The 24186-nt window shown below is 48.9% G+C and carries 25 protein-coding genes and 2 pseudogenes; 10 read left to right on the top strand and 17 right to left on the bottom strand.

Annotated elements, in window-relative coordinates:
- The first annotated feature begins 9 nt into the window (after positions 1 to 9).
- From NQ842_RS18350 to NQ842_RS18340, 3 genes are all read left to right on the top strand, one after another.
- The gene (locus tag NQ842_RS18350; protein WP_257256173.1) at positions 10 to 531 is read left to right on the top strand and encodes an SMI1/KNR4 family protein; all 522 of its coding nucleotides are present in this window, start codon (positions 10 to 12) and stop codon (positions 529 to 531) included.
- Between the two features lie 298 nt (positions 532 to 829).
- The gene (locus NQ842_RS18345; RefSeq protein ID WP_257256172.1) at positions 830 to 1375 is read left to right on the top strand and encodes an SMI1/KNR4 family protein; all 546 of its coding nucleotides are present in this window, start codon (positions 830 to 832) and stop codon (positions 1373 to 1375) included.
- A gap of 255 nt (positions 1376 to 1630) precedes the next feature.
- Positions 1631 to 2008: an Imm10 family immunity protein gene (locus tag NQ842_RS18340; RefSeq protein WP_125366171.1), complete on the top strand. Its 378-nt coding sequence runs from the start codon at positions 1631 to 1633 to the stop codon at positions 2006 to 2008.
- A gap of 67 nt (positions 2009 to 2075) precedes the next feature.
- Here NQ842_RS18340 and NQ842_RS18335 read toward each other — a convergent pair.
- From NQ842_RS18335 to NQ842_RS18325, 3 genes and pseudogenes are all read right to left on the bottom strand, one after another.
- Positions 2076 to 2225 (bottom strand): annotated as a pseudogene (locus tag NQ842_RS18335) (type II toxin-antitoxin system HigA family antitoxin); the annotation flags it as partial.
- 13 nt (positions 2226 to 2238) lie between these two features.
- A pseudogene (locus NQ842_RS18330) lies at positions 2239 to 2549 on the bottom strand (type II toxin-antitoxin system HigB family toxin).
- 253 nt (positions 2550 to 2802) lie between these two features.
- Positions 2803 to 3579, bottom strand: a complete 777-nt coding sequence (locus NQ842_RS18325) for a hypothetical protein (RefSeq protein ID WP_141236899.1) — start codon at positions 3577 to 3579, stop codon at positions 2803 to 2805.
- Positions 3580 to 4060: 481 nt separating this feature from the next.
- Between NQ842_RS18325 and NQ842_RS18320 the strand changes: the two genes are divergently transcribed.
- Positions 4061 to 4396: a hypothetical protein gene (locus tag NQ842_RS18320; RefSeq protein WP_257256171.1), complete on the top strand. Its 336-nt coding sequence runs from the start codon at positions 4061 to 4063 to the stop codon at positions 4394 to 4396.
- A 162-nt stretch (positions 4397 to 4558) separates the two neighbouring features.
- Here the strand turns inward: NQ842_RS18320 and NQ842_RS18315 are convergent, their stop codons facing one another.
- Together NQ842_RS18315 and NQ842_RS18310 are read right to left on the bottom strand one after the other, a co-directional pair.
- Positions 4559 to 5254 carry an HNH endonuclease gene (locus tag NQ842_RS18315; protein WP_257256170.1) on the bottom strand — a complete coding sequence of 232 codons (696 nt, stop codon included), beginning with the start codon at positions 5252 to 5254 and terminating at the stop codon, positions 4559 to 4561.
- On the bottom strand, positions 5251 to 6702 hold the full coding sequence (locus NQ842_RS18310) for an ATP-binding protein (RefSeq protein ID WP_257256169.1): 1452 nt from the start codon (positions 6700 to 6702) through the stop codon (positions 5251 to 5253). Before NQ842_RS18310 ends, NQ842_RS18315 begins: the two co-directional genes overlap by 4 nt.
- A gap of 832 nt (positions 6703 to 7534) precedes the next feature.
- Here NQ842_RS18310 and NQ842_RS18305 point away from each other — a divergent pair.
- On the top strand, positions 7535 to 8965 hold the full coding sequence (locus NQ842_RS18305) for a caspase family protein (RefSeq protein ID WP_001598021.1): 1431 nt from the start codon (positions 7535 to 7537) through the stop codon (positions 8963 to 8965).
- A gap of 291 nt (positions 8966 to 9256) precedes the next feature.
- Here the strand turns inward: NQ842_RS18305 and NQ842_RS18300 are convergent, their stop codons facing one another.
- Both NQ842_RS18300 and NQ842_RS18295 read right to left on the bottom strand, forming a co-directional pair.
- Positions 9257 to 9712: a hypothetical protein gene (locus NQ842_RS18300; protein WP_125364793.1), complete on the bottom strand. Its 456-nt coding sequence runs from the start codon at positions 9710 to 9712 to the stop codon at positions 9257 to 9259.
- 441 nt (positions 9713 to 10153) lie between these two features.
- The gene (locus NQ842_RS18295; protein ID WP_257256168.1) at positions 10154 to 11038 is read right to left on the bottom strand and encodes a LysR family transcriptional regulator; all 885 of its coding nucleotides are present in this window, start codon (positions 11036 to 11038) and stop codon (positions 10154 to 10156) included.
- Positions 11039 to 11158: 120 nt separating this feature from the next.
- On the opposite strand from NQ842_RS18295, the gene gstA reads away from it, so the two are divergent.
- A complete protein-coding gene (gene gstA, locus NQ842_RS18290) occupies positions 11159 to 11764 on the top strand; it encodes a glutathione transferase GstA (protein WP_153907816.1) in 606 nt (201 codons plus the stop codon).
- On the opposite strand, the gene NQ842_RS18285 is transcribed toward gstA, so the two are convergent.
- From NQ842_RS18285 to NQ842_RS18245, 9 genes are all read right to left on the bottom strand, one after another.
- The gene (locus NQ842_RS18285; protein ID WP_257256167.1) at positions 11758 to 12771 is read right to left on the bottom strand and encodes a C45 family peptidase; all 1014 of its coding nucleotides are present in this window, start codon (positions 12769 to 12771) and stop codon (positions 11758 to 11760) included. The two genes, gstA and NQ842_RS18285, sit on opposite strands and share 7 nt — an antisense overlap.
- A 21-nt stretch (positions 12772 to 12792) precedes the next feature.
- Complete coding sequence (glnQ, locus tag NQ842_RS18280; RefSeq protein WP_203462318.1) at positions 12793 to 13515, bottom strand: glutamine ABC transporter ATP-binding protein GlnQ; 723 nt, start codon at positions 13513 to 13515, stop codon at positions 12793 to 12795.
- Between the two features lie 2 nt (positions 13516 to 13517).
- Positions 13518 to 14174: a glutamine ABC transporter permease GlnP gene (gene glnP, locus NQ842_RS18275; protein WP_024906945.1), complete on the bottom strand. Its 657-nt coding sequence runs from the start codon at positions 14172 to 14174 to the stop codon at positions 13518 to 13520.
- Positions 14175 to 14225: 51 nt separating this feature from the next.
- On the bottom strand, positions 14226 to 14978 hold the full coding sequence (gene glnH, locus NQ842_RS18270; protein ID WP_125364837.1) for a glutamine ABC transporter substrate-binding protein GlnH: 753 nt from the start codon (positions 14976 to 14978) through the stop codon (positions 14226 to 14228).
- A gap of 125 nt (positions 14979 to 15103) precedes the next feature.
- Complete coding sequence (locus tag NQ842_RS18265) at positions 15104 to 15658, bottom strand: carboxymuconolactone decarboxylase family protein (protein ID WP_153907814.1); 555 nt, start codon at positions 15656 to 15658, stop codon at positions 15104 to 15106.
- Positions 15655 to 16983, bottom strand: coding sequence for an aspartate aminotransferase family protein (locus tag NQ842_RS18260; RefSeq protein ID WP_163281062.1), 1329 nt, complete (start codon positions 16981 to 16983; stop codon positions 15655 to 15657). Before NQ842_RS18260 ends, NQ842_RS18265 begins: the two co-directional genes overlap by 4 nt.
- A 127-nt stretch (positions 16984 to 17110) precedes the next feature.
- Positions 17111 to 17968 (bottom strand): MurR/RpiR family transcriptional regulator, encoded by an 858-nt coding sequence (locus NQ842_RS18255; protein WP_118283216.1) that lies wholly within the window; start codon positions 17966 to 17968, stop codon positions 17111 to 17113.
- A gap of 153 nt (positions 17969 to 18121) precedes the next feature.
- A complete protein-coding gene (locus NQ842_RS18250) occupies positions 18122 to 18580 on the bottom strand; it encodes a GNAT family N-acetyltransferase (RefSeq protein ID WP_118283215.1) in 459 nt (152 codons plus the stop codon).
- A gap of 108 nt (positions 18581 to 18688) precedes the next feature.
- Positions 18689 to 19144 carry a hypothetical protein gene (locus NQ842_RS18245; RefSeq protein ID WP_020684587.1) on the bottom strand — a complete coding sequence of 152 codons (456 nt, stop codon included), beginning with the start codon at positions 19142 to 19144 and terminating at the stop codon, positions 18689 to 18691.
- Positions 19145 to 19391: 247 nt separating this feature from the next.
- On the opposite strand from NQ842_RS18245, the gene NQ842_RS18240 reads away from it, so the two are divergent.
- Positions 19392 to 20210: an AraC family transcriptional regulator gene (locus NQ842_RS18240; RefSeq protein ID WP_125364799.1), complete on the top strand. Its 819-nt coding sequence runs from the start codon at positions 19392 to 19394 to the stop codon at positions 20208 to 20210.
- A gap of 75 nt (positions 20211 to 20285) precedes the next feature.
- A complete protein-coding gene (locus tag NQ842_RS18235; protein ID WP_095454654.1) occupies positions 20286 to 20648 on the top strand; it encodes a cupin domain-containing protein in 363 nt (120 codons plus the stop codon).
- A 72-nt stretch (positions 20649 to 20720) separates the two neighbouring features.
- Here NQ842_RS18235 and NQ842_RS18230 read toward each other — a convergent pair whose 3' ends face one another.
- Positions 20721 to 21602 carry a LysR family transcriptional regulator gene (locus NQ842_RS18230; RefSeq protein WP_014831008.1) on the bottom strand — a complete coding sequence of 294 codons (882 nt, stop codon included), beginning with the start codon at positions 21600 to 21602 and terminating at the stop codon, positions 20721 to 20723.
- 105 nt (positions 21603 to 21707) lie between these two features.
- Between NQ842_RS18230 and budA the strand changes: the two genes are divergently transcribed.
- Together budA and alsS are read left to right on the top strand one after the other, a co-directional pair.
- Positions 21708 to 22487, top strand: a complete 780-nt coding sequence (gene budA, locus NQ842_RS18225) for an acetolactate decarboxylase (protein WP_014831009.1) — start codon at positions 21708 to 21710, stop codon at positions 22485 to 22487.
- Between the two features lie 58 nt (positions 22488 to 22545).
- Entirely contained in the window at positions 22546 to 24180 is a 1635-nt protein-coding gene (gene alsS / locus NQ842_RS18220; RefSeq protein ID WP_249418694.1) for an acetolactate synthase AlsS, read from the top strand.
- Positions 24181 to 24186 lie beyond the last annotated feature (6 nt).

The raw sequence follows: 24186 nt of genomic DNA, 5'->3' as shown, positions 1-24186 counted from the left end.
GGAGAGCTTATGCCTATTTCATGCGGTAAACCTACAACTCAAGATGAAATTAAAATTTTGGAGGCAAAATTCAAAATCAGTTTGCCTGAAGATTATAAAGAATTCCTCAGGTTGAAAAATGGCTTTGTTGTAAAATCTCCGGATTTTTGTGAGTTGGAGTATGAAGGTGTTGATGAAGGGGTTATCGCCTTTTATGCCCTTTTTGGAATAAATATGGAAAATCCAAACTACGACATTTTTCGTCAAAATGAAAATTTTTTAAGTGAACTTGATTTCATTGATGATAAGTTAATTATTGGTGATGATCCTGGAGGTAACTTTTACCTTATATTAAATGGCAGTGAAAGCCAAGGTGTGTATTATTGGGACAGAACACATCTACATGCAGAGGATGATATCCAAGAGTTTGAGATCGCTGAGCAAAATGAGTGCGGCAATATCTATAAAATTACTAATGGCTTTACTGAATTTTACAAGAAAATATGTGAGACATCTCTTGATGCAGGAATGAATGTAACTGTTGATTTATGATATTTCAAAATAAAGCCATAATCAGAATATGATCATGGCTTATTTTTTTTACATTTAGATGTTAGTAAATAGATAAACAGTAATAAACAGAATGTCAGATATGCTTGTATTTTACCATTGGTAATAATGCCATTGCATAGAAAAAAGGCATTACACAGAAAGCGGCTCAAAATTTGTTAAGGGAAAAAATGCACACTCCACATTATCTGATTGCGAATACCATAATTCTTCTGCCGAGAGAGCTTCACGCCAATGTGCCCCATATTGGCTACGAATCAGATATATGGAGGAAAGAACATTGTTGAAAAAATTAGAGCGCTTTGGAGCGAAATCGACAATATTACCATTAGATGAACTGAAAAATATTTTAAATACATTAGAAGCATCAACAGGGCCAATTCCTGAAAGTTATCGTGCCTATTTACTTCATTTTGGCGTTTCTGTTCTTTTTGAGGTAAATGTTGTTTTCAAAGCGTTACAACCATCTCCATGGTCTGATGAGCAAGGAACTGATACGCTTGAGTCTTTATACGGTCTTGCAGAATCGGGTAAAGAATATACTGTCTTTGAAATGGCTGATACATACCGGCATGATTTTCGCGATCAATGGTTACCGATAGGAGCCTCGTCTGGTGATAATCAAATTTGTCTTTGTCTCAAGGGAGGTATGTCGGGAGAGATTTGGTTTTGGGATCACGAGTCTGATCCAATATTCAATGATTCAGTAGTGACCTCCGGGCTGACGAAAATAGCAAACTCCTTCGATGAGTTTGTTGATATGCTTACTGCTCAGGATGATAAAATAGATGCATCAGGAGTAGTTAAAGTCGATCTTGATTTTTAATAAAAGTGTACTTGCGTTGATCCTGGCGAAGCCCATCTATTGCTGTAAGGTGGGTGTAGCTGGTGCAGCATATCACAGCATCAACAGCCGCTTCGCTATGCCGGAAATATATACTTTACCTTTTAAAAATAGCAATCTATAAAAATTGGTGCGGGTACTATCTTAGGTTACTCTTAGGATACAAGCCATCTTAATGAACGCCAGACTTACGATAAAATCTGTCAGGAGCAAAATGATGCAAGATAAGGAGAACTGATGAGTAATGTTAAAAATTTTATTGCAGCGTGTATTAACTGCTATGAAGAAAATGATGTCTTCACCATCGGAATAGGGGATGACAGTCATGATCCAAAAAATTTTATCATAATCGGACGATTCGACGAAGATGAATTACCCGTTAACGAATGCATTGGATTTCAGAGTGAGTCAACGGAATATGAGTTAACAGACTCTATTCGTTCTGTTCAGCTCACTGAAGACAAACTTGTGATCGTGCTTAATGAAGATGTCGCAAAAAAAATTGGAATCAGAGAATATCACGTGGTCATTCCTGCAGCAAAAGATTCTAAAACGCTTGGAAAGTATTTGAGGGAAGTGTTTGATGACAGTGATGTGCCTCTACAATTACCGTAAGGTTTTAGCCGCGATATCGCTAGCTTGGCTGCGTCACTTTTTTCTCAATATAAAAAAATCATCCTCATCATTTCCCCACAAATACACTCACCGGCACGCCAAAACGCTTCGCCAGCGCGCGCATATGATCCAGCGTTAACGTGCGCTGTCCGTTGAGGATTCGACTCACCAAAGATTTCTTGCCTATCTCATTCTCAAAATCGCTCTGTGTGAGTTGGCTCCTGCATAGTTCATTCTTTCGTTCTCCGATAGAAGTCCGTGAGTTTGTCATACTCTGCGTGAGTGCTGATGTGTTTGATAAAGATCTTTCCCCGATCAAAATCAGCAAAAAACATCACTTTTAAATGCCCGCACCTATATCAATGACCCACCATTTTTCCCGGTATTTCATCCTGTCTAGGCGGGGGAAGCGCTTTCGCATGTCGTCTGGTGTTGGGTAGTGCTCCTTTTTTAGTACCCGGTAAAGATCGTCCAGGGCGAGTGCTTGATTTGGAAATTGTCTGGTGGCCGCGTCGAAAGGCGCTCTTGAGACTACGTGCATCCTTGCCCCCTTGTTTCCAGACAGGAAACATTATAGGTGATGGTTGGTGGGTTGATAATGTAGAAACATTGATGGAGTGCAGTGTTCATATGCTCGTGATGAAGGCGCTCATTTAATGTGTGCGAACACTTTATGAGGTGACTGTGAAAGAAACGTCCGCTTTGTGCCAGAAGCAGACGTTGCTCCGTAAGGGGCAGGGCCGGATATCTCCAGACCTTCAAATCAAAACAGTAGTTTCTTTCATATAGATTAATTAAATACCTAAGCGATATCGCTGTTCATCCGATAGAGGATTTTTTATAGCCTCTTGATACGCTGCCTCACATTTGAGCCAAAATTCATGATGGGATGTACGTAACTCAGCTCCAACAAGTGCATTAAATCTAACCCAAAAACGATATCTCACAGCACCCAAACTTAACAAGCTTTGGAAACATGTTGGATTGTGTGTTTTTGAATCATAAGGGACAATAAGTCCTCCATGTCTTGCATAACTATGTCTTCCGTATGTCTCTCGATAAGCTAAGTAGATTGGATCAACATCAATGTGTAGAAAGATTATGTTCCTACTCGTTTTTCCTATAGCAAATTCGCAAGCTTCTATTGGGCGAGGGCCACCTGCTTCTGCAATTTGGCAGCATAAAATTTTTGAAAAGTATCTAAACACATTGAGGTAAGCTTCTGATTCCAAATTATACTGTGGCATATTAAACACCTCGGAAGGGTCCCTACCTTCTGATATAAGCGATGATACTAAAGTATGAAATTGATCAAACTCCTGATCTGCAGGCTGTGTGCGAGAGCCATTGCATGAAGAGCACATTCGTGCCGAAAAATGGAAAGCCTTAGACTTAGGCCCTTGTGCTGTACGAAGATTGCCGCCATCATCAAAATCTCCAATGACCATTGCATTACTTCCAAAAATTTTTCTCAACGCCGAAGCTTTTATTTTGTGCTCTCCGGTGAGAGAACCACTAGATCCGCATAAGCAACAGCCTTCTGTCTGATACGATTTGAAGAATATTTCCATTAAGATCACCAAATGTGTATGACATTTCTTAGATGTTGAGGCTTTGTCAGCAACACGATAAGTATCCCAGAAAGTCTCGCTGTTGACATTAAATCACCTTTTAAACTATGACTTAACGTCCGCTCCTCGCTCATAGCGGGCCTTCGTGTAAGCATCCCAGCTTTACCGCTTTCTGATGAGTACCCATGAGGAGGCGAAATCCTGGATTTTCGATTCAAACAGAGTTGTGCCTGCTGACCTAGAAAGTGCAGAGTACACTGGAGAAATTGTCGTTATTGATCCTGATGAGCCATGGGCATTTTTATCCAGAGCGTCCCGGGAATGTATGTGGATAACCGGCCTCAGGAATAGCGATGAAGCATTAGCTGAAGCTGGCTGGGATACCGGCGACATTTATGACGCCTGATCATTACAGCGATATTTCACTCCTGGTGCCGGACAACATCTGTGTACACTTCCAAACCTCACAGGAGAGAGTAATTTGCCGGACATTATTCACGCCATCTATGAATGGCGGCGCTCAGGTAATATTTATTTAAGGTTATCGGACGGTACATGGTATTGCCGCTTTGTTCGCGAAGGCGTCGATGATTATCCTTGTCGCTCCAGCTATTGGGTTGTGCGTATTGCAGGGACGGAAGTAACCAGGGAGTGCGAACCCCATTACCAGCAGCGCTTGAAGCTTTTACCCAGCCTGCGAGTACACTGGCAACCAATCGCCACTGCACTTGGCCGAGATTTTACCGATGCTGAGCTACTGAGACTGGATGAAGTACCAGACTTTCAGGGATCTTACCAGTATGGATTTTTAACCTGAAGATGTACGCCAAACGACTAAAATAAAATACAGAGAATGGCTACTCACTCTTCATCAAACCAGAAGGCAGCGGCTACAGCCAGTCGCTGCTATTTAGACCCTAATCTACAAGAAATTTTACGCTAAACATTTCAGTATCAATTACTTATCAATTTTGAACACTTATACCATAACTCCAGTAATTTGAGATAATTTTCCTTTGAGTAATTGAGCTAATTGTGAATCTGACAAATAGTCAAATTCAGAGATTTGTCTATCGAATGCTTCTCTAAGTTCCTCGGTTATACCATCAGTAAGGTCTAAGCTTTCACCTGTCTCTTCAATGACTTCCGAAGTACCGGCTATCATTTCACTGAACCTTATCAGTCCACATAAATTGAATGTTTTTATACCTTTAGGTGTAAAGGGCTCATGAATGATCTTACCATCAGCTGTTGTTCTACAACGAATATTGTCTAAATATTCATCGAAGTGAGGATGAATGATTGCATAACTTTCACCTGATATAGGAAAGCATTGAGTAGCATCAACATGGTCTACAAGAACATTTTCTTTCCCTTTTTTACCATTACAGTCTTTACACGTGACTGTGAGATTTTTAGGGGTGTAAAGATACTGAGGATGACTTTGCTTGGGAATTATATGATCAATGTCCCACTGGGCACCATTAAAGTCTTGTCGTAATCTGTTACAATATGCACAGTGAAAACGTTGCTCCGTACGATAGAACTCTCTAATTTCCTTTCTGATTGCCTTATTTTCATCACATGTTACATTCCAGTAAGTATGATCTTTCCCATCATATTTATCAATGTGAATTCTAACTTGCTGAGAATAAGAAATAGGGTTTACGATCACTTTTTAGAGTCCTTTTTATTGGCAAATACAACACCTTTGATTTGATTATAAATGATATTCACTGGGTCAGACTCATCAATATCATTGAATTTTACAAACTTCTTGACCATTTCGATAAATGGTTCATCATTCCGGTTCAAGCCTGTACCTTTAACTAACCTTGATAGAATCATTAATAACCGATGAATAACATAATCATTTCGAAAACCAGGTGTTTCGAATATTTCAGCCAATTGTCTGTCAGCTGACTGTCCTCTGTAATTTTTTACATTATGAAAGCTTTGGGATTTGTTACTAAATGAATTTTCCAATCTGTTAACTGAATCAAATTTGTTCTTAATTGAAATCCTGTGATCATTATTTTTTAAGGTGACTATACATCCATTTTCACTTTTTAACCCAGATATAATTTGAGGGGAATGAGTTGCGATTAAAAAATGACATCCTTTATTCCATTTGCACAACTGATCTACAAATTTCATAAAATCCAATTGCCAGGCTGGATGAAGGCTATTCTCAGGTTCATCAATACAAATCAAACTATTATTTATAGTGAAAATATCTAAGAGAAGAGCCGTCGTTAAGAGTGTTTGTTGACCAGAGCTAAGATGATGATTACTTACCCATCTGCTTTCCTTTGTCCTTTGGACCTGTATTTCGCTTGGGACGATTAGACCTAATAGAAGAGCCTGCTTTATATTATATTCATTTTCACTAGTTGCTCCATCGAATGTTATTTTACGTTTTTCAATATCAAGATACAGTTGTGGTAATCTTACAATATTTTCGTATTCTTGAAGAATATTTATGACATCAGGTTTTAGTATTAGATTTTCATTTTCCGATAGAAATTTTTTGTAATAATCGTTTAATTCACTTGAAATTCGCGTCCCTTTCTTACTCCGTTGTATATCAAGCAAAGTCTCATACGCTTTTTTTGCTTCGTCATTAAATTTTAGATTAATTAATAGAAACGGATTTATGCCAATCATTTTATAAGCACTACGAACATCATCTAGCCTTACAACTTGATTATTGAGTGGTTTCTTTATTAATTCTCTCAGGCACTGGCTTACTATCGAAAGAACACTTGCACCAATTTCCTGATTATGATTTACCTGAATATAATAATCTGAATTTTTTTGGGCGCCTTTCCTTAAAAAAGTTTCCCTTAATGGAAATCTGTTATACCGGGAATTACATATGGCTATAACTCGCGAAGGCGTATCAATTGAATTATTGTCAACTAGCACATCATCTTTGCGACCATGAAATATGAAGGAATTAACTGCTTTTGTTAGAAGTGATGACTTACCACATCCATTCACTCCCGTTATCAAAGTGAAAAAATTATCATCACAATATCGATTCGTTTTGTCGCTAACGAAAATATCATCTTTATCTTCATTCTTTATTGTGTAGAGCTTAAATTTTCTGCCAGGATTCATATTGCCTCTTTCTCGCGTAAACGAAGTGCATAAAATAACGCCATTATATTTTACTTCTGCGATTTTTTATATAGTTTTCAGCTTCTTCCGATGTAACATTTGAGCTTAGGCGAGTTTAGAGCTGTTTATATCGTCAAGGGCAGTTTCTGCCTCGCTGTACCGCAGCGCTCAAATAGACATTAGCATTGAGCCACAACACAGTGCACACATAAAATAAAATTCCATTATAAAACAATAGATTGTCAAAGATAAGTTCAGATGTCCTGGGTAGGGCAAAGTTCAAATGTCCGCTCTGTGCCAAGAGTGGACGTTGCAACAGCACTACACATTAAGGATTTTTAGACGGATAAACCAGAATGTTTGCACCGAGCCGGGATATGGGGACATGGCAGAACTGTAGTCTGAACGCCTGAGGTGGTTGCAGGATGTTGAACTGGCGGCGGAAGTTGGTTTCCGGAGAGGAGAGCCTTGCTAGGAAGATCACATACTGGATTACCTGGCCGGTTAAAAAGGATCAGTTGCCGTTAATAATAAGGCCTCTTCAGTTGTGTGGGACGACAACATGCAGTAGGATAAATCAGGTTTAACATACACAACCCTCTAAACCCAAGCTGCCCCCAATAAATATTAGGATGGGTGAAATAAATTTCTTATAAAGAGTATTGAGTTTTAATGTGATATTTTGAAAATTAAAGTTGGCCTTTAAAAGAGGATTTCAGTAGTACAGAATGCTTTTTAAAAAATGGATGACCATAACCGCTAACTAGAAAGGTATCTTTAGCGTTTAAACGCTTACACCAAATAAGATTACAAACATCCAAATGGAGGATACATGTCTCGACTGAACGCTCTTGTTATAGGTAATTCAGATTATGAATTCAGTAACAACCTACCAAACCCTGCTAACGACGCAGAAGATATTAGTGAAGTTTTGATAAAAGGAGGTTTCACCGTCAACAAGTTGATTAATGCCACCCTTAGAGAAATGAAGGCTGCAATCAAAGAACTCGAAAAAACTTCAAACGATGGTGGCGAAATATCCCTTTTCTTCTTTGCAGGACATGGCGCTGAAGTTAATGGTAAAAACTACCTTATTGCAAAAGACACCGTAGCTGATGATGAAGCCGATGTCGAACATGGGGCCTTAGGTTTAAATGAGGTTCTTACTCGCATGGAGCCAAAAGGAAATGACACGCGTACCAGTATTATAATTCTCGATGCCTGCAGAAATAATCCATTTATTAGAAAATGGAGGGGGGTGCCACGAGATTTAGCTCCTGTTTATGCGCCAAAAGGTACATTAATCGCTTATGCAACCTCACCAGGGCAATTTGCAGATGACGGTTCTGGACGTAATGGAAGTTACACAGAGGCGTTATTAAAACACATAGAAACTCCTGATGTACCTATCGAGGCCATGTTTAAAAGGGTAAGAAATACCTTAGCGGCTACAACCCGTCAAAAGCAGACTTCTTGGGAGCATACATCTTTATCTGGCGAGTTTTATTTTAATTTAAGCGTGGCTGCCAGAATTTCAAGCTATAGTTCTTCTGCCGTTAAAGATAGCAATTTCATTCTTGATGAAACTAAGTGGAGCCATAGAACAATTACAGCTCTCAAAATTAGGAACTGGTACACTCAAAACCCAGCTATAAGTGATATATCGCCCGATAAAATAAACAAAGCTGGAAGCGATAGCCTTTTTGTTTTGGGTAGAAATATACTCCAAGCCGCCGATGGAAACTCAAATATGGCGTGTGAATTTATCAGTGCATTTAAGGATAAAACTAAAGGTGTTAAAGCAGATAAGATTAAAAATCTCTTAGATGGAATTATATTTGAAATTTTCTTTAATTCAGACGGTGAACTAAGAGATAGATTCAAAAACAGTTTTTTCAATGTTGTTTTCAATCTTGAGAAGTTTGCAATTTATAAAGACAGCTTTGATTTTATCTCTTCTGTTCTATTGCCTTATAGCTATAAATTCTTCGCAGTACCGGGTAAAAACCAACCAGTGACTGCAGATGTAACTTTGGACGGAAAACTCTTAGTAACAGAAGTGCATATTAATGGGCGTAATCGTCTTAAAGCCAATAGTGATTTTAATGATTTCAATGACAGATTGGATGAAGATGAAATCAAAGAAGAGATATCCAAGAAGGCGATGATTCCATCTCGCTTGTTGAATATTGTATATAATAAATCCTTGCCCAAAGGTACAGAAGTTGAACTCCCATATAGATGCACCATAACCAATGATTAAGTATTTAGTCAGAAATAATGAATAGAGCCCAAGTAACGGGTTCTATTTTTCGTCTCTAAGCGTTTTTTTTGAATAAATCTGGTTTAGATAAAAAGTATATCTTTCCTTTGCAAGTATCCCTGTAATCCGAACCATTCGCTTTTAGAGAATATCCAGAGAAAGGTTCAGTTATCCTGTGGGGACAATGTCTGCTCATCGCTCTTACCAGACATTTAAAAACAACATTAAATTTTGCGTAAGACCGGGGATCTGCTTCTTACCAAGCAGATCCCCGACCTACCATCACCCGCCTCAATGTGCCGTTATATACGGCTCCTTCACAAACTCCGCTAACAACCAAACCATATCATGGAGTAGCCCGACGAGTTCTTTCGCCACGCTCGCAGGAAGTGTCCCGCCCATCAGCGCCAGCGTTAACGCTACGGCATAATCCACCTGCAACACCGTTTCCTGCCAGCAGTCCGGCACGCAGGAAGTAATCTTTTCCCCTGCGATCAACTGTTCAACCAGATACGGCGGAAGTTCCGAGTCACAGCACTCGCGCAGCCGTTTCAGTGTGGCCACCAATCGCTTACAAAGCGTGGCAAACGTCACTGCGTCATCAGTTTCCACCAGCACGCTCACATAAGCGGTGCAGGCGTCGGCCAGCTCGAAGAGATCCGCAGAATCGGGAAGTTGCAGGTGAAGAAGGTGATGAACAGCACTTTCCTCAGAAAGTGCGTAAGTCAGGGTAGGGATAGTTGTCATGTAGTATTCCTTTTCAAAAAAAATCCAGACCACCACATAAGTTCCTACGCTCATGGGTGGTAGCGCTGACGGAGGTAGGAATGCCGCACATGACAAAACGGCCAACCTTTCGGTTGCTCCGCCAGCGCGACCGTATTTTAACGGGATGAGCGCTGTCGCGACAAAAATAATTGCCGAGTCATGTTAAACGGGTTCCTACGCCCGGTTACGGATGTGCCGCAACGCAGGCACTTTACGACCGCGAAGAAGGGATGAAAAGGGATGCTCATGAATTACATAAGGTTGCTTGCAGGTTTGCGAGGCGGCTTCCAGAAAGGCATTGCCGGGTGGCGGCTACGCCTTACCCAGCCTACAAAACCGCCAACCTGCTTATTAGCGACACGAACCGTAGGCCCGCGTAAGCGTAGCGCCGCCGGGCACAGTTGGCACCGCGGTAACTCCTTACGCAGACCTTTTCATTTTGAGCAACCCTTCTAATAACATCTGCGTCGCGCGGGAAGATTTTCCCACTGCCGAACAAATCAGCCCAAACTCCCGGCATAGTGAAGGCGTTACCGGTGCTACGCACAAACCGCGTAATTCACCCGGCAGGGCGGATTCCGGTATCAGCGCGACGCCCATGCCTTCGCGTACCAGCAGGCAGGCGCTGATCCAGTCGCGGACGGTCACGCGTACGTCAGACAACCGCAAGCCTGCCTGTTCCATCAGGCTTTTTCCGTTAACGGCGCAACCGCCGGTTGCGAGCACGAAGGGCTGGTCTGCCAGTTCCTCAAGCGTGATGCCGCGCGCAGGTGCATAACGAGCCTGACGGTGGCTGGCCGGTAGCACCGCGACCCACGCATCTTGCCCCAGGATCGCATCAGCGCGTCCGGGAACAGGGTTCATGACCACGCCCAGATCAACCGTATCTGCCGCAATCCATTCCTCGACTTCCTGGTCCGTCCCTTCGAGTACGACCACCTCGATTTCAGGATGCAGGCGCTTAAAGTCCCGCAGCAGTCCTGGCAAAAATGTGGATGTCACCGAAGGAAAGCTGGCGAGACGAATGCGCCCGCCACTTAACCCCCGACTCTCATCCGCCAGTACCCGGATGGCGTCCAGCCGCGCCAGCATGCTCCTTGCCTCTTTGACCACCTGCTCGCCCAGGGCCGTTACGCCGATGTGGCGTCGCTCACGCGTGAATACCGCAAATCCTAGTGCGGCCTCTAACTGCGCGATCGCCTGGCTGGCGCCCGACTGCGTCATGCCGACCTCTTCAGCAGCACGCGAAATATTACTCGCGTCCGCCACGGCAACCACCAGGCGCCAGTGCAAAAGATTCATCATGGGTATCAGTAGCTCAGCTAATAGTTAATTTATGAATCATTAATTTTACAGTGAGAGCGGCATTAAGCACAGTGTAGGCAAACCGAATCTTTATCACTTAGCCGCTTTAACGGAGAGATTATGAAACTCTATTACGCCCCGGACACCTGTTCACTCTCACCCCATATCGTGCTTCGCGAACTGGCGATTGAGTTTGAACTGGTTAAAGTGGACAACAGGAGCAAGCTTACCGCTGACGGGCGCGACTTCCTGACCATTAACCCTAAAGGGTATGTCGCTGCGCTTGAGTTGAATGACGGGAAAATACTGACCGAAGGGCCAGCGATTTTGCAGTACCTCGCGGACCTCAAGCCGGAGAGGGGGCTGGCACCGCGAGCAGATAGCTGGGAGCGGGTGCGGCTTCAGGAATGGCTTAACTTTATCACCAGTGAAATACACGCCGGATCGGCACCTCTTTTCAACCGCGCGCTGCCCGAAGAGGTCAAAACTATTTTTCGCGAGAAGCTGTTCAGGCGGTTCGATTTTCTTCAGGAGACGCTCTCCACAAGCGCTTATCTGACGGGAGCGTCATTCAGCGTGGCAGATGCCTATCTTTTCACCGTGCTGGGCTGGGCCAGGTTCTTCGCCATTGAGCTGAGCCCCTGGCCTGCGTTGCTGGAGTACAGGGAAAAAATCAGTGCCCGTCCAGCGGTGCAGGCCGCATTAGTTGCGGAAGCGACTCAGTGAGACTCTAAAGCGGGTTTTTGCCGATCGTGAGTGAATATCTGCCATTTTATGTCCGACGTGCTCAGGGTAAAGACGGCAGTGGCCAGCGTGTTCTCTTCATCCGGGTCCTGTGGCGAGAGACGATAAATCGGGAGCGCGGGATCATGCTGGTCTGAAAGAATACCCAGTGCTGCCGCACCATCAAGGTGAGATTGCGTCTCCAGCCAGGCGTTTAGCCGCTGCTGGCGTGACCGGGAGCTGTCAGTGATCACCTGCTCAACCGCATCAAGCTGAGGGTGGATAAGGTGATTAGCATGGGCGAAAACCTCCCGCAGCGGCATAACGGAACAGCCTGTTCCCGTAGCCTCCACGCTAAACAGTCGGCTGTCTCCCATTTGTCCCACCGTATGGTGAAATGCACCGGCGCGTGGCTCGGTAGTCAGTATGGAGATGGCTTCAGCTAGCGTGGCGGCATTCAGCGCGGCGCGGGCTAATACCTGACGCGGTATGCCGCGTGGACGGTGCAAAGCGCGTATGTTATTCGCCGTATTCACCACGCCCTTTTCGTTTACGGCGAAGGTATGTCCGCAAATCGATCCCGGGTAGGCAAAACTGGTAAACGCCAGGCCGTCATCCGGGGTAATGCTGACGATGGCGCAGTCAGGCCGAAGCTGTGGGAAACCGTCTTCATTATGCGCAATAATCAGCTCTCCCTCAGCGGTGCTTCCCGCTACCGTGGTACAGCCGTCAGAGGTCGAGCGCACCAGATCGCCGCGGCAGTTCCAGGCAAACACCTCATCAAATGGTGCTTCCAGACCCTCGGCTAATCCCTCCAGTTCCTGCCAGATAAGGGGATACTGAGACTGGACCAGCGAGCGCATGCTCCGGGTCTGTTCTGCGTCTTTCATGGCGGTAACGGTTTGCCACAACGCCGTTTGCGTCAGTTTTGCATGCCAGGCTTCGCGGCCGAACGCGCCAAGCGCCTGACCTACTGCAAAAGCGGAACCACGAATGTCGATTTTTTTCATAGTGTTATCATTCACTTCTGTTCAGGATACGTGTTGCAAAAATTCTTTCAGGCGTGGATTGGGACTGCTATTCAGCAGCATATCAGGTGGACCATCTTCGGCAATGGTGCCGCCATCAATAAAGATTAGCCGCGATGCCACATCACGGGCGAAGCCGATTTCATGGGTCACAATCACCATGGTCATGCCTTCTTCGGCCAGCGAGCGCATGACTTTCAGTACCTCATGCCGTAATTCGGGGTCCAGCGCTGAGGTCGGCTCATCGAACAGCATCATTTTCGGTTTCACTGCCAGGGCTCTGGCAATGGCCACACGTTGCTGCTGACCACCAGAGAGCTCTGATGGGTAGTGATGGGCTCGTTCGCGTAAGCCCACACGGTCCAGTAGTGCCAGTGCCTGTTCACGGGCGGTAGCTTTGCTCTGTTTGCGCACACGAACCGGACCAAACATCACATTCTCCAGCGCCGTCAGATGGGGGAACAGATGGAACTGCTGAAACACCATCCCGGCTTCGCGGCGGATATCGCACTCATTCGCGTGAGGATCGGTAAGATGCATTCCCGCTACCAGCAGCGTGCCGGAGGAAATTTCCTCCAGCTTATTAATGCAGCGCAGCAGCGTCGACTTACCCGACCCGGAAGGGCCGATGATCACCACCACTTCGCCGGCGTCAATTTTTAAATTGATGTCGTGCAGCACCTGAGTGGCGCCGAAATTTTTCGACACTGCGCTAAACTCAACCATGCTCATAAAATATGGATCCTTTTCTCCAGTTGCTTCAGCAGGAAACTCAGGCACAGCGTCACCAGCAGGTAGATCATTGCCACGGCGGTCCAGACTTCCAGCGCGCGGAAATTACCGGCAATAATTTCTTGCCCCTGACGAGTCAATTCCGCTACACCAATCACAATAAACAGCGAGGTGTCTTTAATACTGATAATCCACTGATTACCTAACGCCGGGATCATACGGCGCAATGCCAGCGGCATAATGACATGCCATAGCGTGCTGCGTTGTGATAATCCCATTGCCAGGCTGGCCTCTCTGAATCCTTTATTGATAGAGAGAATCGCTCCTCGGGTGATCTCTGCAATATAAGCACCCGAGTTAATCACAATAGTCGTAATGGCTGCCGTCACCGGATCAATATGAATCGGTAACACCATGGGGAGTGCGAAGTAAATAAACATCACTTGCACCATAATCGGCGTGCCGCGGATTAACTCGACAAAGACTAACGAGACGGTTTTTGATATTTTCCCTCCGAGCGCCCGGCAGGTTCCCGCCAGCAGGCCAATAACAAAACCACCCAATAAACCTGATAGTGAAATAATCAGCGTCAGCTGTAGTCCTTGCAACAACAGCGGCAGGGACTCCCAAATATATTTACTGTCGAAATTCATCATGTTACCCGTTAAGATGCAACGAGGTCGGATCGCTCCGACCTGGCGGGATTATTTTGGCTGTTTAGCAAACCACTTCACGTAAATCTTGCTGTACGTTCCGTCTGCACGTAACGCCTGCAGCGCTGCGTTGATCTTCGGCGTCAGATTGCTGTTTTTCTGCATCGCAAAGCCGTAGTGCTGCGGCAGAATGCTGTCAGTTTCGCCGGTTGATTTCACTTTTCCATCACCTGCCGTTTTTACGTAATAGAGCACGTTGGGGGAATCATGCACCACGGCGTCAAGGTTACCTGCCTGCAAATCAAGATAGGCGTTATCAATATTCGGGAATTCGACATAATTCGCCTTATATTTGCTTTTCATAAAGCTGGCCGCCGCCGTTCCCTGCTTTAATCCCACTTTCTTTCCTGCTAAATCGCTGAATTTAGTAATGGTATTGTCGCTGCTTTTAACCGCCATTAATAAATCAGCATCATAATAACCGTCGCTGAAATCGACGACCTGTTTACGCGCGTCGGTTATCGTAATGCCCGCCATGGCGACATCCAGATTCCGTGATTGCAACCCCGGAATTAGCCCGCCGAAGTCCATCGGGCGTAATTCGTAGCTGACGTTCATTTTTTTAGCGATGGCATCCCACAAATCAATATCAAAGCCGACGTATTTATCGCCTTGTTTAAATTCAAAGGGGACAAATGCGGTATCAACGCCAACCGTTAATTTATCCTGCGCTTGTGCCACAAAACTGGCGGAGCAAGCGACCAGCGCTAACGTAACTTTTAATTTAGTCAATAATCTGGACATAATAACCCTCGGCGTCAGTGAAGTAGCGTGCATGAATGTCACCCGGCGAAATACATCGGCGGGGTGGGAAAATAAAACGTTGATATGCAGGGCGCACTTTCATGCGCCAAATTTAAAGCGAAAACTTATGCGGGAATAATCTCATCCCAGGTGTCGGGTACCGGCGTCTGTGCGCCGTTCATAATCATTGAGAGAAAACTGTAATAACCATTGATTCCGATCAGATCTACCACGCCTTTCTCGCCCCACAGCGCGATAGCGTGCTGCCAGGTGGCATCGCTGACCTTCTGCTGCTCATGTAACTCTTTACAAAAGTGATAAATCACCCATTCATCCGGCTGCAGATCCTCTGGAAGACGTTTTTCATTAATCGCCTGCACCGCCGCTGCAGAAATACCCTTCTCACGCGCTATCGGCGCATGAATCGCCCACTCTACAGGCTGCGACCAGTGCCGCGCGGTCATCAAAATAGCCAGTTCCGACAGGCGCTGTCCCAGCGCGCTGCGATAACGCAGGTATTCTCCCATGCGTTGTGCATGGGCCATCAGCTCTGGGCTGCGTAGCAGCGGCTCGAAAGGGGGCAGCAGCGCACCGCGAGGCCCGTTGATTATCTCTTCGGCCAAAGTACGCTGTTGGTCGTCCCACTCATGCTCCGCCAGCGGCGGTAAACGATTGATCATAATCTGCTGGTCTCTTCGCGAATCACGGTGTTCAGCGTATCCACCACAAAGTCGAGCTGGCCAGGCGTGACAATAAACGGTGGCGCGATCAGGATATGGTCGCCATATTGCCCGTCAATTGTTCCCCCCATCGGATAGACCATCAGCCCACGTGACATACAGTTTGCTTTGATTGCTGCATGCAGCTTCAGGGCAGGATCGAAGGGGGTTTTGCTGGTTTTATCGCGTACCAGCTCAACGCCGGCAAACAAGCCGCGTCCACGCGTATCACCGACGTGCGGTAATTCCCCCAGTACCTCACGCAATGCGTTGTGCAGGTAAGCCCCCTGTTGTTTAACCGCCTGCAGCAAATTATCGCGCGCAATCACCTGCTGCACTGCCAGGGCTGCGGAAGCGGCGGTCGCGTGACAAATGTAGGTGTGCCCGTGCTGGAACAGACCGCTACCGGCCTGCAGGGCTGAGACAATCTTCTCGCTCGCTAATACTGCGCCAATCGGCTGATAGCCGCCTCCCAGCCCCTTCGCGATCGTCACCAAATCCGGCACCACATCATCCTGTTCAAACGCATGCAATGTGCCGGTGCGTCCCATGCCACACATGACTTCATCCGCGATATAGAGGATGCCGTATTTATCACACAGGTTGCGTACACCTTTAAGATAGCCCGGGGTAGGCGGGGTGGCGCCAGTGGTGGCCCCCACCACGGTTTCTGCACAGAAACCAATAATGGTGTCGGGACCGGCCTCAATAATGGCCTGCTCCAGCTCGTTGAGCAGACGCGTGGTGTATTGCTGCTGGGTTTCGTCTGCGCGGCGGTCCCGATACTCATTGCAGGCCGAAACGCGGATCACGTCGATCAACAAGGGAGCAAACTGGCGGCGGCGCCATTCGTTGCCTCCCACTGCGAGCGCCCCAAGGGTATTGCCATGATAGCTCTGTTTACGGGCGATAAATTTGGTGCGCGACGGCTGGCCGATCTCAACAAAATACTGACGCGCCAGCTTGAGCGCGGTTTCGACCGCTTCCGAACCGCCCGAAACGAAATAAGCATAGTTAAGATCGCCAGGCGCCGTGCGCGTCAACTGTTCAGCAAGCTGTTCAACGGTGTCACTGGTAAAAAAACTGGTGTGGGCGTAGGCCAGTTGATCGATCTGGCGATGCATCGCCGCCAGCACGTCAGGATGCGCATGACCTAAACAGGAAACGGCGGCACCACCGCAGGCATCCAGATACTGCTTTCCCTGTGCATCAAAAATGTATGCCCCTTGAGCACGCGCCGCCACGGCGGGCGTACTGCGTAGACTGCGGTGAATGATATGGCTCATGCTGGTCCTGCTCCTGAATACGCTGTGTGAATAAAGCGCATCTTGCAGGATTCATTTGTATCACGTCAATGTTATTTGGATTCAAATGTATTCTGTTTTCTTATGCCAAATGCAAATGAATCATTTTTCAGGGTTTACCGGGCACGACATAGGCACCCGAGTCGATAAGATAGCGTTCGGCATTTTCGATTTTACTCACTGCTTCCCGGCCATGGCGAGTCACCAGCATCGCCAGTAAACACTCGGCCAGCCCCATGCCAGACACCACGGAAGGAAAAAACGACGGACTGTCTATGGAGAACAGCAGCGTACAATCGGCAGCCTGGGCTAATGGTGAGACGGGTGAATCCGTGATGGCGACGATCGTCGTGCCCGCCTGCTGGGCCGCACGTAAAACATCCAGGGACTCACGGGAATAGGGGGCAAAACTGGTGAGTAACAGGCAATCTTGTGCTGTTATTTCGCGGGTGAATACCTCAATGTTGCTCGCCAGACCATCAATGAGCGACACCTGCCGATTGAACAATCGATAGACATAAAACAGCGACCAGGCAATAGGAAAGCTGGCACGGAAGCCGCAAATATAGACATTCTCAGCCGCGTCCAACAGCGATACAGCTTGTTCCATGGCCTGATGGTTTTCATTTTGTGTAAACGCCAGATTGGCCTGATGTGCCTGAAACACCTCTTCATACAGCTGGGGTTGAGTGCCTTTGGCGATCAGTTTCTCGGCTTTAGATACATATGTATCATTGCGCAGTCCAAGTTCATCAATGAAAGCATCCTTGAGTTCACCCCAGCCGTTGTAACCCAATCGTTGCGCCAGCCGTAACAACGTAGCAGGTTTTACACCGGCTTCAGCGGCGAAGGCGCGCATCGATAGCACGACCAGTTGATTGGTATTCTGTAGCGAGAACTCGGCAGCGCGCTGTAATTCTGCAGACAACTCGCTGAATGTACTGACAATATTTTCCCTTGGATTCATAGCAAATAGTCCCGCTCTTTAAGGTTAGCGCTGCTGTCGTTAGCGTACGTTCTATCTTCACAGACCGAACGGGTTCGCGTTGTCCCGGAAACGGATGATGAAAACACAGAGTCAATAAGTCAACGGGGAGCTGAACAGGGATTATCAGCCAGGCTATTTTTCATTCAAATAGATATCAGGCCGCGTAATCGTCCATGCATAGTTTTTTCTGTTTACGGGCTCGTAGCCAAATTTTTCATAGAGCCAGGGTGCAGTCGTGGTAAACAACATGATCCTGCGAAGCTGCTCAAACACAGGGTGATGATGTATGCATTCCATAACCCATCTTCCGAGCCCTTCTCCCTGGTATTCTTCAAGGACATAAACATCGCAAAGGTAGGCGAAGGTGGCGTAATCCGTTATCAGGCGAGCAAAACCAATCTGATTTTCTTTATGGTAAACGCCAAAGTTAAGGCTGTTTTCGACTGACGCAGAGACAATATCCAGAGGAATGCCTTTTGCCCAGCTCGATCTCGTTAAATACCGATGGATGGCCTGTACATCCAGTTTTGCTCTGTCTGTACTCACCAGGTAGTTATCCTTACTCCATTCATATTTCTCTGCAATATTCACTTTTGTTCCTGCCCGTAATGTTGTGGAAAATCTACCTTATCATTCGATACTCGACTTAACAGCTTTCAGCATCTTTTTACGGATCCTGCCGCTGCCCGGTCTCCCGGCTCAGTGTGCCGTGATATAGGGCTCTTTCACAAACTCCGCCAGCAGCCATACCATGTCATGCAGCAATCCGGTCAGGTCTTTCGCCACGTTCGCAGGCAGCGTGCCGCCCATTACCGCGCGAGTGAGTGCCAGCGCATAATCCACCTGCAACGTCGTCTCCTGCCAGCAGTCCGGCACGCAGGAAACGATCGTCTCCCCCGCGATGAGCCGTTCAACCAGATGTGCAGGGAGTTCTGCATCGCAACGTTCACGCAGGCGTTTAAGTCCTGCCAGCAAGCGCGCGCAGAGGGTAGCGTGGGTTACTGCATCGTCGGTTTCAACCAGCACGCTGACACAGGCGGCGCAGGCATCAACCAGTTCGAACAGATCCGCAGTGTCGGGAAGGGGCAGGTTAATAAGGTGATAAACCGCGCTATCTTCAGCGAGCGCGTAAGAAAATCCAGGGAGAGTCGTCATTGAGCATCCTCTTCAGGTAAAAATGTCGCGTCATGCTTGTGGGTTCCTGGCCCCGGTTACGGTGGTGCCGCAACGCAGGCACTTTACGGCCATGAAGATGTGATGAAAAGCCGCCATCCTGAATTACACAAGGTTACTTCCTGGTTTGCGAGGCGCCTTCCAGAAAGCCCTGCCATTCCTCTCTTTCCAAACACCATCCCCTGCGTTTATGGTGTGACTTACCCTCAACTGGCATCAGATGGCACATATGGCGAGCGAAAAAGAGAACAAAGACTGGGTCAAATTTGCACAAACGCCAGGGAAGATAGAGCGCATTGAGGCGTATTTCAGCGGGCATGGCTATGAGCCACATCGGCATGACACCTACGCGATAGGCAGAACCTTGTCCGGGGTACAGAGTTTTCACTATCGGGGCAGCCAACAACACAGCCTTCCGGGCGGGACGATGGTCCTGCATCCCGATGAAGTGCATGACGGAGAAGCGGGGACGACTGACGGATTTCAGTATCGGATGCTGTATATCGATCCCGCGTTAATTCAGAAAATCCTGGGCGGAAAACCGCTGCCGTTTATTCCCGGCGGGATCTCCTCCGATCCCCGGCTTTTCGCGGCGACGGAATCCCTGCTCAAAGCGCCAGAGGAAGCTGTTGATACGCTGGAAGAAGAGGATGCGCTCTACGATCTGGCCAGCACGCTGGCCATTGTGGGAGGGCAACGCGTTCGACGATGCGCATTCGATTATCGTCGCGCAGAGCGTGCACGCGAGTATATACAAACCGAGTTTAGCCAGAACATTACGCTGGAGACATTATCCGCCGTCAGCGGCAGGGATCGCTGGAGCCTGAGCCGGGATTTTCGCGCACTGTACGGAACAAGCCCGTATCGCTATGTAACGATGCGCCGTCTTGAATATTGCCGACATTTGATAGAGAAGGGGCTGTCGCTTGCTGAAGCTGCCGTTGAAGCCGGGTTTTCCGACCAGAGTCATATGACTCGCCAGTTTGTAAAAACGATGGGGATCTCGCCGGGACGCTGGCAAAAATTCATTCAAAACAGCCGTGCCTGAGTTGCACGATCGTTCAAGACTGGCGCAACGGCCTTACTCTATCCTGGTGACTTCTCAACCATAGGGAGTGTCACCATGTATCAACCTGTTAATCTGGAACATAAATTTTCCCTCTTTGACGCGCACTGGCAGCCGAAAGTCATCGCACAGATGAATGACTATCAGTTTAAGATTGTGAAAATTGAGGGAGATTTTATATGGCACTCGCATCCTGAAACCGATGAAGCATTCATCGTTGTCGAGGGTGTGTTACGTATTGATTTTCGTGACGGGCATGTGCTCGTCAATCCGGGGGAACTGTACGTGGTGCCAAAAGGTGTAGAGCACAAAACCTCTGCAGAGGGGACGGTAAAAATGATGATGATAGAACCTTGCGGCGTCCTTAATACCGGGCACGAAGGCGGGGAACGCACCGCCGAGAATGATGTCTGGATTTGACGCCAGAAACTGTCTTGCCGGATGGCGGCTACGCCTTATCCGGCCTACAAAAACCACCAACCAAACCGGCCGCTACTCCTCGCTTATCATCGTCAAGAACCGCTTCACCGTCCGCGAGCGTTCAAAGCGTCGCCAGCAGAGCGCGATATCCGTATAAAGCTCGGGTGAGCTCAACGCATGATAGGTGACATTCGGCGGAGAAATGGCCGCCATCGATTTCGGCACCAGCGCGAAGCCGCCACCGGCGGAGACCATGCTCAGGGAGGACGAAAGCTGTGACGACTGCAGCGCGTGCTGCACGTCGATCCCGGCCCGTTCGCAGCAGCTGTAAACCCGGTCGAACAGGCCGGGCGCGACCTCCTGCGGGAACAACACCACTGGCGTATCCCGGAGCTGCTCCAGCGCCAGATCGCCGCTTGTTGCGAGCGGATGGTCGCGATGCAGCGCCACCACCATCGGTTCCCGGTCAAGGATCTTTAACTCGAACGCCTTGCTGCTCTCGCACGGCAGGCGCACGAAGGCAATATCCAGTTCCCCCTCCGCCAGCATCGCTGTCAGCGAAGACATATTGGCCTCCACCTGGTGTACCTGCACCGCCATGTTCTGTACCTGAAACTGACGAATGAGCGTGAAAATTTTGGGATGAAAAGCATCTGAACTGGTAATGCCAATCGACAGGTTACCGTTCAGACCGCGCGCGATGCCCCGGGCTTTCTCCAGCGCGGCGTCGCTCAGCGCCAGGATCTTACAGGCGTCCTCGTAGAAGGCTTCTCCCGCTTCGGTTAGCTCTACGCCCCGCGTCAGGCGTCTGAACAGCGGCGTGCCCACTTCCTCTTCGAGCCGTTTGATCTGCTGACTCAGAGGAGGCTGTGAAATACCCAGCGCTTCGGCCGCCCTGGTGAAGTGTCGCTCGCGTGCAACCGCGACAAAATACCGCAGATAACGAAGTTCCATATCTAAAACGTCTCAAACCAGCATGAATTCTATATTGGAACTCTCTGCTGAATCGGGTCAACATTTATTTAACCTTTCTAAATAAAGTTGAAGAGGACGAGCATGATGATGCACTCATCTGCCTGCGACTGTGAGGCCAGTTTATGCGAGACCCTGCGCGGGTTCTCCGCTAAGCATCCTGACAGCGTGATCTATCAGACATCGCTAATGAGCGCCCTGCTAAGCGGCGTGTACGAGGGGGACACCACCATCGCCGATCTGCTGGCACATGGTGATTTTGGTCTGGGCACCTTCAACGAGCTGGACGGCGAAATGATTGCCTTCAGCAGCCAGGTGTACCAGCTGCGCGCCGACGGCAGCGCCCGCGCCGCGAAGCCAGAGCAGAAAACGCCGTTCGCGGTGATGACCTGGTTCCAGCCGCAGTACCGTAAAACCTTTGATGCGCCGGTCAGTCGTCAGCAGATCCACGACGTGATCGACCAGCAAATCCCCTCCGATAACCTGTTCTGCGCGCTGCGCATCGACGGCAACTTCCGCCACGCCCACACCCGTACCGTACCGCGTCAGACGCCGCCATACCGGGCGATGACCGACGTGCTGGACGACCAGCCGGTGTTCCGCTTCAACCAGCGCGAAGGGGTGCTGGTCGGGTTCCGCACGCCGCAGCATATGCAGGGCATTAACGTGGCCGGTTATCACGAACATTTCATCACCGACGACCGTCAGGGCGGGGGACATCTGCTGGATTACCAGCTGGAGAGCGGCGTGCTCACCTTTGGCGAAATACACAAGCTGATGATCGATCTGCCCGCCGACAGCGCGTTTTTACAGGCCAACCTTCACCCCAGCAATCTTGATGCAGCGATCCGTTCCGTCGAAAACTAACAGGAGAACTACCGTGAACAGTGAGAAACAGTCACGTCAGTGGGCGCACGGCGCCGATATGGTTGTAGGTCAACTGGAAGCGCAGGGCGTGAAGCAGGTGTTCGGGATCCCGGGAGCGAAAATCGACAAAGTCTATGACTCCCTGCTGGACTCCTCCATTGAGATCATCCCCGTACGCCACGAGGCAAACGCGGCGTTCATGGCGGCGGCGGTAGGGCGCCTGACCGGCAAAGCCGGGGTGGCGCTGGTCACCTCCGGCCCGGGCTGTTCCAACCTGATCACCGGTATCGCCACCGCCAACAGCGAAGGCGACCCGGTGGTGGCGCTGGGCGGGGCGGTGAAGCGGGCGGATAAAGCCAAACTCGTGCACCAGAGCATGGATACGGTTGCCATGTTCTGCCCGGTCACCAAATACGCTGTTGAAGTCAGCTCTCCGGATGCGATTGCCGAAGTGGTGTCGAACGCGTTTCGCGCCGCCGAGCACGGCAGGCCGGGCGGTGCGTTCGTCAGCCTGCCGCAGGATATTGTTGACCAGCCTGCCACGGGGGCGATTTTACCGGCCAGCGGCCCGGCGCTGATGGGCCCGGCTCCCGAATCGGCCATTAACGACGTGGCGAAACTCATCGACAACGCCAAAAACCCGGTGATCCTGCTGGGGCTGATGGCGAGCCAGCCTGCTAACAGCGCGGCGCTGCGTAAGCTGCTGGAGAAAAGCCGCATTCCGGTCACCAGCACCTATCAGGCCGCCGGGGCGGTGAACCAGGAGCATTTCACCCGCTTCGCCGGACGCGTTGGCCTCTTTAACAACCAGGCGGGTGACCGCCTGCTGCACCTGGCGGATCTGATTATCTGTATCGGCTACAGCCCGGTTGAGTATGAGCCGTCCATGTGGAACAGCGGCGACGCCACGCTGGTGCACATTGATGTACTGCCTGCGTATGAAGAGCGCAATTATGTCCCTGACATCGAGCTGGTGGGCGACATCGCCGCCACGCTGAACCTGCTTGCCAGCCGGATTGACCACAAGCTGGAGCTCAGCCAGCGTGCGTCAGAAATCCTGGTCGATCGCCAGCATCAGCGCGATCTGCTCGATCGCCGCGGTGCCTCGCTCAACCAGTTTGCCCTGCATCCACTGCGTATCGTTCGCGCCATGCAGGACATCGTCAATAACGACGTGACCCTGACCGTCGACATGGGCAGCTTCCACATCTGGATCGCCCGCTACCTCTACAGCTTCCGGGCGCGCCAGGTGATGATCTCCAACGGTCAGCAGACCATGGGCGTTGCGCTGCCGTGGGCCATTGGCGCGTGGCTGGTCAACCCGGGCCGCAAGGTGGTGTCGGTGTCCGGTGACGGCGGCTTCCTGCAGTCAAGCATGGAGCTGGAAACCGCGGTGCGCCTCAACGCCAACGTGCTGCATATCATCTGGGTGGATAACGGCTACAACATGGTCGCCATTCAGGAAGAGAAAAAATACCAGCGTCTTTCCGGCGTGGCGTTCGGCCCGGTTGACTTCAAAGCCTATGCCGATGCCTTTGGCGCCAGGGGCTTTGCCGTGGAGAGCGCCGATGCCCTTGAACCGACGCTGCGTGCGGCGATGGATGTCAATGGCCCGGCCGTGGTGGCCATTCCCGTTGACTACAGCGATAACCCGCTGCTGATGGGCCAGCTCCATCTCAGCCAGATTTTGTGACTCACT

Source organism: Enterobacter cloacae complex sp. R_G8 (genome assembly GCF_024599795.1).
GTDB classification, from domain to species: Bacteria; Pseudomonadota; Gammaproteobacteria; order Enterobacterales; family Enterobacteriaceae; genus Enterobacter; species Enterobacter dissolvens.
The sequence above is the reverse complement of the archived record's forward strand: the minus strand, read 5'-3'. Positions and strand labels throughout refer to the sequence as shown.

Bases quoted from the DNA above. Each gene is read 5' to 3' on its own strand.
- NQ842_RS18340 (WP_125366171.1), top strand. From the start codon at position 1,631: ATGAGTAATGTTAAAAATTTTATTGCAGCGTGTATTAACTGCTATGAA.
- NQ842_RS18285 (WP_257256167.1), bottom strand. From the start codon at position 12,771: ATGAAAAAAATCGACATTCGTGGTTCCGCTTTTGCAGTAGGTCAGGCG.
- NQ842_RS18245 (WP_020684587.1), bottom strand. From the start codon at position 19,144: ATGACGACTCTCCCTGGATTTTCTTACGCGCTCGCTGAAGATAGCGCG.
- NQ842_RS18350 (WP_257256173.1), top strand. From the start codon at position 10: ATGCCTATTTCATGCGGTAAACCTACAACTCAAGATGAAATTAAAATT.
- NQ842_RS18230 (WP_014831008.1), bottom strand. From the start codon at position 21,602: ATGGAACTTCGTTATCTGCGGTATTTTGTCGCGGTTGCACGCGAGCGA.
- NQ842_RS18325 (WP_141236899.1), bottom strand. From the start codon at position 3,579: ATGGAAATATTCTTCAAATCGTATCAGACAGAAGGCTGTTGCTTATGC.
- gstA (WP_153907816.1), top strand. From the start codon at position 11,159: ATGAAACTCTATTACGCCCCGGACACCTGTTCACTCTCACCCCATATC.
- budA (WP_014831009.1), top strand. From the start codon at position 21,708: ATGATGCACTCATCTGCCTGCGACTGTGAGGCCAGTTTATGCGAGACC.
- NQ842_RS18300 (WP_125364793.1), bottom strand. From the start codon at position 9,712: ATGACAACTATCCCTACCCTGACTTACGCACTTTCTGAGGAAAGTGCT.
- glnH (WP_125364837.1), bottom strand. From the start codon at position 14,978: ATGTCCAGATTATTGACTAAATTAAAAGTTACGTTAGCGCTGGTCGCT.
- NQ842_RS18295 (WP_257256168.1), bottom strand. From the start codon at position 11,038: ATGATGAATCTTTTGCACTGGCGCCTGGTGGTTGCCGTGGCGGACGCG.
- NQ842_RS18235 (WP_095454654.1), top strand. From the start codon at position 20,286: ATGTATCAACCTGTTAATCTGGAACATAAATTTTCCCTCTTTGACGCG.
- NQ842_RS18240 (WP_125364799.1), top strand. From the start codon at position 19,392: ATGGCGAGCGAAAAAGAGAACAAAGACTGGGTCAAATTTGCACAAACG.
- NQ842_RS18265 (WP_153907814.1), bottom strand. From the start codon at position 15,658: ATGATCAATCGTTTACCGCCGCTGGCGGAGCATGAGTGGGACGACCAA.
- alsS (WP_249418694.1), top strand. From the start codon at position 22,546: ATGGTTGTAGGTCAACTGGAAGCGCAGGGCGTGAAGCAGGTGTTCGGG.
- NQ842_RS18255 (WP_118283216.1), bottom strand. From the start codon at position 17,968: ATGAATCCAAGGGAAAATATTGTCAGTACATTCAGCGAGTTGTCTGCA.
- NQ842_RS18305 (WP_001598021.1), top strand. From the start codon at position 7,535: ATGTCTCGACTGAACGCTCTTGTTATAGGTAATTCAGATTATGAATTC.
- NQ842_RS18260 (WP_163281062.1), bottom strand. From the start codon at position 16,983: ATGAGCCATATCATTCACCGCAGTCTACGCAGTACGCCCGCCGTGGCG.
- glnQ (WP_203462318.1), bottom strand. From the start codon at position 13,515: ATGGTTGAGTTTAGCGCAGTGTCGAAAAATTTCGGCGCCACTCAGGTG.
- NQ842_RS18310 (WP_257256169.1), bottom strand. From the start codon at position 6,702: ATGAATCCTGGCAGAAAATTTAAGCTCTACACAATAAAGAATGAAGAT.
- glnP (WP_024906945.1), bottom strand. From the start codon at position 14,174: ATGAATTTCGACAGTAAATATATTTGGGAGTCCCTGCCGCTGTTGTTG.